Below are 10,204 nucleotides of genomic sequence, written 5' to 3' on the forward strand. Positions count from 1 at the left end.
CCACTTGGCCGCAGACTGCAAAAGCGGTGATACTGGCGCGACCGGCTCGAAAGCAACGCAGGGGGACACCATGATCGAACGCTATTCGGAACACGCCTCGAACGAACGCACCTTCCTGTCGTGGGTGCGCACGGTGATCGCCATCGTGGGCTTTGGTCTGGGGGCTGCACGCCTCAGCCAGACCCGCGCCGACATCTGGTCCGAGGTGGTGATGCTGGCCGCCGGCGCTCTGGTGATCCTGCTGGCTTTCCTGCGTATGCGCCACGTGCGCCGCAACATCGCCTCGGCCGAACCGATCGACGACACCGCCCTGACCGCCGATGCCTTCCTGCTGGTGCTGGTCGCGGCCCTGTTCGGGCTGATCGCGGCCTTTGGCATCCACGTCACCCCGCAATAGGAACCACCTGGCCCGAAGCCGCTAGTCAAAGGCCAAAGGTTTCGACATCTGGAAGTTGGTCAGCCGGACGCCATCCTTGACCACGGTCTGTTCGGCGTCCACCTGCCACCCCATGCGCTCGAAGAAGGGCCTGGCCTTCTTGCTGGCCTCGGTGGTCAGCCGCGCAATCCCCTCGGCCCGTGCGCGCGCTTCGATCCGGTCGTAGATCGCACGCCCCACGCCCCGCCCCGACAGGTCCGATCTGACAAAGGCAAGGTCGATATAGCCGTCTGCATCCAGGGTCATGAACCCCGCCATCACGCCGTCAACCTCTGCCGCAACCCCTGAAACATCCGCAAACCTCTTGCGCCAGCGCGTAGGGCTAGGGGCCGCTCCGGCCCATGCCCGGCGCTGGGCCGCCGAATAGACATCCGCCGTGCCCTTGTGCACCGCGTCAAAGAAAATCGCGGCGGCGGCCTCCCCGTCTTCGGCGGTAAGGGGTCGAATGTGTATTGCCATGGTCTTTCCGTTCAACATGCGCGGTTAAAACCCCACTGCCGCCCCGTCCTTGCGCGGGTCCGACCCGCCCGCATAGCCACCGCCGTCAAGCCGGTGAATCAACTGCGCCCCGCCAAAGCCAAAGGCGTTGTCAGGTGCTTCCAGTGTGATCTGGTGCCCCAGATCGCGCAGCGCCTGCAAGGTCGCGGCGGGCAGCGTGGTCTCACAGGCCACGCCCAGCCCTTCCGTCACCCGCCAGCGCGGCGCATCTGCCGCCACCTGCGGATCATTGCCCCACAGTTGCGTGCGCAACACCATCTGCACATGCCCCTGCGCCTGCATCGGCCCGCCCATCACGCCAAAGCTCATGCGCGGCCCTTCCGGCCCCATCAGAAACGCCGGAATAATCGTGTGAAAGGGCCGCTTGCCACCCGCCACCACGTTCGGGTGACCCGGGTCCAGCACAAAGCCCGCACCACGGTTCTGCAAGGCCACGCCGGTCCCCGGCACCACCACGCCCGAGCCAAAGCCCGCATAGTTCGACTGGATGAACGACACCATCATCCCCGAGGCATCCGCCGCCGCCAGATAGACCGTGCCGCCCCGCTTGGGCGCGCCTGCGCCAAAATCCTGCGCCCGCGCGGGATCAATCAGCGCCGCCCGCGCCGCAAGATAGCCATCGTCCAGCATGTCCTGCGTGGTGACATCCACCATATGCGCGGGGTCGGCCACATAGGCCTCGGCGTCGCGCAGCGCCAGCTTCATCGCCTCGATCTGCAAGTGCAGCGCCTGCGGATCATCGGCGGCCATCTCGCGGATCGGCGTGTGGGACAGAATGCCCAACCCCATCAGCGCCGCGATCCCTTGGCCGTTGGGCGGAATCTCGTGCAACGTCGCGTCGTCGAATTCGGTGCTGATCGTGCCGCACCACTCGGGCCGATGGTTGGCCATATCCGCAAGGCTCAGCGCCGCGTCATGCTCTTTTGCATAGGCGACAATGGCCTCGGCAATCTCGCCTTCGTAAAACGCCCGCCCCTTGGTCTGCGCAATCGCCCGCAGGGTGCGCGCATGGCCCGGTGCGCGAAACCGCGCGCCGGCACGCGGGGCGCGGCCATCGGGCAGGAACGTCTCGGCAAACCCGGGCTGGTCGCCCAATTGCTCCGCCGCCCGCGCCCACAGCGCCGCAATCACCGGCGACACCGCAAACCCGTCCTCGGCATAGCGGATGGCAGGCGCAAAGAGATCGGCAAAGGGCAGGGCACCGAACCGCTCGGACAGCGCCACCCAACCTGACACGGCACCGGGCACGGTCACGCTCTCCCAGCCGCGAAAGGGCATCTCGCCCCGACCGCCAAAGCGCTGCGCGTTCCACGCCGCAGGTGCCGCCCCCGAGGCGTTCAGCCCGTGCAATTCCTGCCCGTCCCACAGGATGGCAAAAGCATCGGACCCCAGCCCGTTGCCCGTGGGTTCCAGCACCGTCAGCGCAATCGCGGTGGCCAGCGCCGCGTCGACCGCATTGCCGCCCTGCGCCAGCATCGCCAGCCCCGCCTGCGCCGCCAGCGGCTGCGAGGTCACCACCATATTATCGGCCAAAACCGCAGAGCGGCGCGAAGGGTAGGGAGATTGGGCGGCGATTTGCATGGGCTGTCCTTTCTGCCTGCGATGACCGGACCATCGCTTTTGTGACAGCGGTGTGACACAGCCCCTGTGCCCTTGGCAAATGCCGCGTCTTTTGCCATCAGTCGGGCACCGCGCATGAAAGGCTGCCCCATGTACCACCGCTACGCGATCTATGTCACCGCAGCACCTGACACGGCGCTCGCGCGCTTCGGGGCCGCATGGCTGGGCTGGGACAGCGCCACCGGCACAGCCGTGCCGCAGCCGCAGGTGCCGGGGCTGGACATGCCCGCGATCACCGCAGCGCCGCATCCCTACGGCTTTCACGGCACCATCAAACCGCCCTTCCGGCTGGCCGCGGGCAGCACCCCCGACGCGCTGCTGGCCGACCTGACGGCGCTGTGCACGCGACTGCCCGCCGTGACCTTGCAGGGGCTTGAACTGGCACGGCTCGGCGGCTTCTTTGCGCTGGTGCCACAGGGCGATGCAACGGCCCTTGCCGATCTGGCGGGGCAGGTGGTGCAATCGCTGGACCACCACCGCGCCCCACCGACCCAGGCCGAGCTGGACAAACGCCGCGCCGCCCGCCTGAACCCGCAGCAAGAGGCGCATTTGCAGCGATGGGGCTACCCTTACGTGCTGGACCAGTTCCGCTATCACATGACCCTGACGGGACGGCTGGACCCGGACACCCGCCCGACCGCACAGGCCGCAATGGCCGACCGCATCGCGGCGCTGCCGCTGGCCCCGTTCACCATCGACGCACTGACACTGCTGGGACAGGACGACGCGGGCCGTTTCCACCAGATCGCCCGCCTGCCGCTGGCAGGCTGACCAATCGGAATCACAGTCCCTGTAAACAACGGCAGCCTGCATAATCGCTTGTGAGGTCAACCTTGGGTGGAGCCGCTCAGGAAAATGTCCTTATCTTTCAGACAACTTGCCAGTTTATTGTTTCGTCAAGCTTGCACCGTTCCGACCCGCGCCGTAATTTGTTCACAATATTTCCAGAACACATTTGATGCATTTTGATAGGACTGCGCACATGGCACTTTACACCGGAACTCACCCCACCACCTACATCGGCTATGACACTGATCCGAACGACGCCGATCAGGACATTGACGCGCTGATTCAGGGCTATGCATGGGATGTGACAGCGACACGCACGCTGGCCTTCAGTTTCCTCAAGTATGAAGAGGAAAAGCACTATACCGACAGCGCCTATAACGAGACCGAGTTTACCGAGACCTGGAAAGCCCAGGCCCGTCTGGCTCTGCTGGAGTTCACCAAAGTTATCGACATCGACTTTGAGGAACAGGCCCAGCCCACAGATGTGACCGACGCCACCAACAACGGTTCGGACGGCGTGCTGCGCTTTGCCACCGCCGACGGCATGGGCACGGCCTTCGGCTATTACCCGAACTCGGGTGAATCCGGCGGCGACATGATGTTCAACTATTCGAACTATGACGACGATGCGAACATCGGCACCTACACATATGCCACCATGATGCACGAGATCGGTCACACAATGGGGCTGGCCCATGGTCATGAAACGTCGCGTGGCGGGGCCATGACCGCCGATAAGGATTCGATGGAATATTCCATCATGACCTACAATTCGCACACCGGCGATCCCGCACCCTTTTATACCAACGCCGACGGACACTATGCCCAGACGCTGATGATATATGACATTGCGGCCCTGCAACGTCTGTACGGTGCCGACTTTACCAAGGAAGCGGGCGATACCGTCTATACCTTCGACACCACCACCGGCGAGATGTTCATCAACGGTGTCGGTCAGGGTGCTGCGCGCGACGATTCCAACAACCTGTCGAACGTGACCTTCCGCACCGTCTGGGACGGTGATGGCAAGGACACCTATGACCTGTCAAACTTTACCAATGACTTGTTGATCGACCTGACACCGGGCGGCTATTCCGACTTTGACGTGAACGGCAACGACCTGCGCGCCATGCTGAACCAGGGCTGGGACGAATCTGGCAACTACGTCGGCGCTTCGGCATTTGAATATGCCCGCGGCCACCTGTTCAACGCCCTGCAATACGAAGGCGACGCGCGCTCGCTGATCGAACGCGCCATCGGTGGGACCGGTGACGACACGATGATCGGCAACGTCGCCAACAACAGACTGTATGGCGGCGAAGGCGAGGACATGCTGCTCGGAAACAATGGCCGCGACGACCTGCGCGGAGAGGCCGGTTCGGATATCATCTACGGCGGCAACGGCTACGACTTTATCCGGGGCGGCAAGGACCGCGACTACATCTATGGCGAAAACGGCAACGATAAGATTGATGGCAACAAGGGCCGCGATATCATCACCGGCGGCAAGGGCGAAGACACCCTGACCGGCGGGGCAGGGGCCGACAAGTTCAAGTTCGCCAAGAACGACGGCAACGATCACATCACCGATTTCGAGCTGGCCTTTGACACGCTGGTCATCGACATCGACAAATCCGCCAGCCCGATCACCGGCAGCACGGTGGGCGGCGATTTCGTGATTGATTACGGCTATGGCGAAACGATCACGCTCGAAGGTCTGGCAGGCATCACGCTGAATGACATCGACATCATCCTGACCTGATCGGGGCAAAGCACAGATCAAGGCCCCGCGCGTTTCCTGACGCGCGGGGCTTTTTCATGCGGCGACAGGGGGCAGCGTGGAATGCGCCAGGTAAAACGGTCTTGCGTGTCAGATTGCTGACCCACATCACATGGGAAATAGGAATGTGACCATTCATGCCGCGCGCAGCGAATGACCGAAAAGGGCGCGTTCCGCATTCCACCAAGCGCGGAATCGAGGCCGAAGGCCGCCGCGCATCGACGGGCACCCCACGGCACGGCGATTTGGCTGCTGTTGAGCGTGACGGATAGCTCGGATGTGTTTGGCTGCCATTAAGTGGCAGACACTAAAGTTGCATCGCCGCACCTCGGCCCGTCGATGCGCGGCTTTGCTAACGACAGCATCGTCCGCTTACCTGACCTTCACGCGCGTCGCAGCGAATGTCCGGTTTGGGTCGGAAATGCCAGGCATCTAGAATTGCTGTGGCGAACGGCCCCCCGACAAGCTTCAGATAATCCGGGGGATCGCGTCGCTTTAACATAGCACCCAACACAGGGCCTAAACCGTCTCCGGCACACCCTGCAAACTGCGCAGCGCCTCGGCGGCAATCTCGAACGACCGCACCCGTGCGGCGTGATCGTGGATCATGCCGGTCACCATCAACTCGTCCGGCTGGTGCGCCTCGATGATCCGTGCCAGCCCGTCGCGCACGTTTGCAGGCGATCCTTGGGCCGAGCACGACATCGCCTGTTGCACCCCTGCCATCACCTGCGGCGGGATCTGGTCCTCGACGTTTTTCACGGGATAAGGCAGCTTGCCCGGACGCCCCGTGCGCAGCCGCGCAAAGGACAACAGCTGCGACGACCGCAGATACTCTGCCTCGGCATCGGTCTCAGCCGCACAAACCCCCGCCGCGACGATCACATAGGGCTTGTCCAGCCACGCCGACGGCTTGAAGTCCCGCCGGTAGATCGCCAACGCCTCGTCCAGCATCGCAGGCGCGAAATGCGAGGCAAAGGCATAAGGCAGCCCGAAATGCGCCGCCAATTGCGCACCATACAGCGACGACCCCAAGATCCAGACCGGCACCTTGGTGCCCTCGCCCGGAAAGGCACGCACAGCCGCGCTGCCGTCACCCTCTTCCATGTATTGGATCAGCTCGGCCACATCCTGCGGAAAGCTGTCCTCGGGCGCCATGTACCGGCGCAGGGCGCGGGCGGTGGCCATATCGGTGCCCGGCGCACGGCCCAGCCCCAGGTCAATACGGTCGGGGTAAAGCGTGGCCAGCGTGCCGAACTGCTCGGCCACCATCAGCGGCGCGTGGTTGGGCAGCATGATGCCGCCTGCGCCCACACGAATGCGTTTCGTGGCTCCGGCGACATGGCCGATCACCACGGCAGTGGCGGCGCTGGCAATGCCCGGCATGTTGTGATGCTCCGCCAGCCAATAGCGGTGATAGCCCACAGCTTCGGCCGCCTGCGCCAGCTTGACGGTGTTGGCCAATGCATCGGCGGCGGTGGACCCTTCGGGCACGGGAGAGAGATCAAGAAGCGAGAAATGTTGCATATCGGAAGATACCTTTCGTTGGTATCAATCTAGGTATCCGCATCGTCGGAACCAACCACCTGTTTGCATTCGACCTGTGGCAGCAGCACCGACACCGTCGTGCCACGCTGGCTCGACCGGATCAGGACGCCGCCACCCAGGCTTTGCGCGATGGAAAGCACCATCGCCAGCCCCAACCCGGTGCCCTTGCCTTCGGGCTTGGTGGTAAAGAACGGCTCGACCACCTGCGCCAGATGTTCCGCAGGAATACCTTCGCCGGTGTCGCGCACATCATAGCTGACATAGCGTCCCTGCGGCAGGGATTGGCCGCCTGCAACGGTCAATGGCGCGCTGATGGTGACCAACCCGGCCCGGACAATCACGGACCCACCCTTGGGCATCGCATCATTCGCATTGACGATCAGGTTGAGCAACGCGGTGACAATCTGCCTGCGGTCCGCCTGAACGCAGGTCGGATGTTGCAGGAACCCGATTGTCATCTCGACCTCACGCGACAACAGGCGCCGCGCCAGCAGGTCAATGTCGATCAACGGTGCGTTGGCATCAAGGTTGACCAGCCGCATCGGCGTCCTGCGGGCAAAAAGCAAAAGCTCGTTCACGATCAGCGCGGCCTGATCCGCAGCCGTCCGCACGGCATCCAGACAATCGGCACGTCCCTTGGGGTCTTCCAGATCGTCATACAGCTCAAGGCTGCCGCTGATCACGGTCAGATGGTTGTTGAAATCATGGGCAATACCGCCCGCCATCTGCCCGACCGCCGCCAGCTTTTGCGCTTGCGCCGCATTGTCGCGCGCCTGTTGCTCTGCCAGTTTCAAGGCCCGGCTCTGCAACATGGATTGCGCAAAATAACTGACCAAAGCCATCCAGCAGATAACAAGGCCGATGCGGCTGACCAGCCCATTGAATTCCGGCAGGACCTTGATCAGAACACTGGTCATCGTCCCCCAGATCACCACGATCTCGCTGACAATCACATACAACGATACGTCATTGCGCCGGATCAGATAGACCAGCACGCAACCGAACAATCCGGCTCCGGACAGGCTGACGGCACGGCTTTCCTGTGCGACCATCCAGGCGGGTGCCCAAACGAAACTGATCAGCACCACCAGGAACAAGGTCTGCGCGATGCGCAGCTCTCGCATGGTGGCGGATTTCAGATTGCTGCGCAGAAACAAATAATAGACCAGATGCGCCAGCCCAAAGCCCACGCACCACAGCAACACAGGGGATTTGTGCGTCAACTGGGCCAGCAGCACACTGCCAAGCGTAATGCCGAACAGACGCGCAATCCATTCGGGCTTGTCTGAATATTCCAGATTAATCAGACGGGATATTTCTTCGGTTGGGTTCATTTGCCGATAATGTACATCGTAATAGCCAAAGGTCACCGAATTTCCGTCTTTCCATAAGCGAATTGACACCGGTGCGGCGACTTTGCGCTGCTTGCAGTGGCAGCAGTCTACAAGGGCGATTCGCCGCAAAATCAGGCGCTACACCAGTTTTCCACCCTTTCACAGGGGCACGGGTTGCACCCGGCGAAGCAGGCTCCATAATCGGGGGACTGTTCGGGCGGCCCACGCTCAAAATGTCCAAGTCGCAGGGATTGCGATGACAGGCAGACGCAATGCCAAGTTCGAGAGCGCAGCCAGATGAGCCAAAGCACCCAATCCCTCAGCCGTCGTATCCAGGACCTGGTCCAGCAGATCTATCCCGAACTGGATGCCACCATCCTCGCCAGCCTGATCGTCGACGCCTTCTGGCCTGCGGGCACCCAGCGCCGCAAGCGGGCGCGCGTGCGCGGCAACACGCTGTGGTCGGAACGCGATGCGCTGGTCATCACCTATGGCAACTCGATTGTGGACGGGGCACACAAGCCGCTGGACCTGCTGAACGATTTCCTGCACCGCTACCTGCGCGGCGCGCTCAACAGCGTGCATATCCTGCCGTTCTTTCCCTACACCTCTGACGACGGCTTTGCCGTGTCGGACTTTCGCGCGGTGAACCCGCAACTGGGCGACTGGGCCGACATCAACCGCATCGCGCGCGATTTCAAACTGATGTCCGACCTGGTGCTCAACCACGTCTCAAGCCAGGGCAACTGGTTCAACGCCTACCGTCAGGGGCAGGCCCCCTTTGACAAGTTCTTTTTCGAAGCTGACCCAACGGATGACCTCAGCATGGTCGTGCGCCCGCGCACCACGCCACTGTTGCGCCGGGTCGACACCTCGAACGGGCCGCGCCATGTCTGGTGCACCTTCAGCCACGACCAAATCGACCTGGATTTCCGCAACCCCGAGGTGCTGCTGGAATTCCTGCGCATCATCCGCCTGCATGTGGACAACGGGGTCGAGATCATCCGGCTGGATGCCGTGGCCTTCCTGTGGAAGGAAATCGGCTCGCCCTCGATCCACCTGCCGCAGACCCATGCCGTTGTGCAGCTGATGCGCCTGCTGTGCGACTTTGCCAGCGAAAAGATCATCCTGCTGACCGAAACCAACGTGCCCAAGGCCGAAAACCTCAGCTATTTCGGCGCAGGAAACGAGGCGCACGCGATCTACAACTTTCCGCTGCCGCCGCTGATCCTGCACGCGATGATGTCCGGCTCGGCGCAATACCTGCGCCGCTGGCAGCGCGGGATGCCGCCTGCACCGATGGGCTGTGCCTATCTGAATTTCACCGCCAGCCACGACGGGATCGGAATGCGCCCCGCCGAGGGGCTCTTGCCCGAACACGAGAAACAACAGGTCATCGACACGGTGCGTGCGACCGGCGGGCTGGTGTCCATGCGCGCAATGCCGGACGGCAGTCAAAGCCCCTACGAGCTGAACACCACATTCTACGCCGCACTGGAACGCACGTTCAAAGGCGCAGACCAGTACCATTTCGAACGCTTCATCTGTTCGCAAACCATCGTCATGTCGCTCGAAGGTATCCCCGCGTTTTATATCCACTCGCTGCTGGCCACGCCCAACGACCACGAAGCCGTTGAACACCGCGGCATGAACCGCGCGATCAACCGCCACCGCTGGGACTATCCCACGCTGCGCGGCCTGCTCGATGACCCCGCCAGCCCGCAGGCACGGGTGCTGGACGCGCTCACCGGGCGGCTGAAGCTGCGCGGCAAGCAAACCGCCTTTCACCCCAACGCGACCCAGTTCACCGTGAACATGGGCGACGACCGCATATTCGGCGTCTGGCGGCAAAGTCTGGACCGCCACCAGTCGATCTTTGCCCTGCACAACATCAGCGACGAAACCGTGACAATCTCATCCGAGGCGCTGAACCTGATCGAGGACGTGGCCTGGTGCGACCTGCTGTCCGGCGAAACGGTCGATCCGCTGGCCGCGCAGATCACGTTGACCCCCTATCAATGCCGCTGGATCACCAACCGTGCCTGAGGCGCAGGCCATGAACCCCCGCTATCGGCGAAATTGCGCCGGCCAAAAGCCATTGCCTCGAACCCCGTGCGAACTACGTTCAAACTTCAAACAGTCGCATCGCCCCGTTGCGCCAAGATTTTGTTTGAATACCGGATGGTGACCCGCTTGGCG

At 62.6% G+C, this 10,204-nt stretch carries 8 protein-coding genes; 4 read left to right on the forward strand and 4 right to left on the reverse strand.

The window, feature by feature from the left end; translation table 11 throughout:
- Positions 1 to 70: 70 nt before the first annotated feature.
- On the forward strand, positions 71 to 397 hold the full coding sequence (locus BUC08_RS05575; protein ID WP_037926506.1) for a YidH family protein: 327 nt from the start codon (positions 71 to 73) through the stop codon (positions 395 to 397).
- Between the two features lie 21 nt (positions 398 to 418).
- Here BUC08_RS05575 and BUC08_RS05580 read toward each other — a convergent pair whose 3' ends face one another.
- Together BUC08_RS05580 and BUC08_RS05585 are read right to left on the reverse strand one after the other, a co-directional pair.
- The gene (locus tag BUC08_RS05580) at positions 419 to 895 is read right to left on the reverse strand and encodes a GNAT family N-acetyltransferase (protein ID WP_037926985.1); all 477 of its coding nucleotides are present in this window, start codon (positions 893 to 895) and stop codon (positions 419 to 421) included.
- A gap of 24 nt (positions 896 to 919) precedes the next feature.
- Entirely contained in the window at positions 920 to 2,515 is a 1,596-nt protein-coding gene (locus tag BUC08_RS05585) for a gamma-glutamyltransferase family protein (protein ID WP_037926503.1), read from the reverse strand.
- Between the two features lie 129 nt (positions 2,516 to 2,644).
- On the opposite strand from BUC08_RS05585, the gene BUC08_RS05590 reads away from it, so the two are divergent.
- On the forward strand, positions 2,645 to 3,325 hold the full coding sequence (locus BUC08_RS05590; RefSeq protein WP_037926500.1) for a DUF1045 domain-containing protein: 681 nt from the start codon (positions 2,645 to 2,647) through the stop codon (positions 3,323 to 3,325).
- Between the two features lie 211 nt (positions 3,326 to 3,536).
- Positions 3,537 to 5,105 (forward strand): M10 family metallopeptidase C-terminal domain-containing protein, encoded by a 1,569-nt coding sequence (locus tag BUC08_RS05595; protein ID WP_037926498.1) that lies wholly within the window; start codon positions 3,537 to 3,539, stop codon positions 5,103 to 5,105.
- A 537-nt stretch (positions 5,106 to 5,642) separates the two neighbouring features.
- Here BUC08_RS05595 and BUC08_RS05600 read toward each other — a convergent pair.
- Both BUC08_RS05600 and BUC08_RS05605 read right to left on the reverse strand, forming a co-directional pair.
- Positions 5,643 to 6,650, reverse strand: coding sequence for an LLM class flavin-dependent oxidoreductase (locus BUC08_RS05600; RefSeq protein ID WP_037926495.1), 1,008 nt, complete (start codon positions 6,648 to 6,650; stop codon positions 5,643 to 5,645).
- Between the two features lie 29 nt (positions 6,651 to 6,679).
- Entirely contained in the window at positions 6,680 to 8,074 is a 1,395-nt protein-coding gene (locus tag BUC08_RS05605) for a sensor histidine kinase (RefSeq protein ID WP_143186683.1), read from the reverse strand.
- A 228-nt stretch (positions 8,075 to 8,302) separates the two neighbouring features.
- Here BUC08_RS05605 and BUC08_RS05610 point away from each other — a divergent pair, with 228 nt between their 5' ends.
- Positions 8,303 to 10,051, forward strand: a complete 1,749-nt coding sequence (locus tag BUC08_RS05610) for a sugar phosphorylase (RefSeq protein ID WP_037926493.1) — start codon at positions 8,303 to 8,305, stop codon at positions 10,049 to 10,051.
- The last annotated feature ends 153 nt before the right edge of the window (positions 10,052 to 10,204 follow it).

Source organism: Pseudosulfitobacter pseudonitzschiae, from assembly GCF_900129395.1.
In the GTDB taxonomy this organism is placed as follows: Bacteria; Pseudomonadota; Alphaproteobacteria; order Rhodobacterales; family Rhodobacteraceae; genus Pseudosulfitobacter; species Pseudosulfitobacter pseudonitzschiae.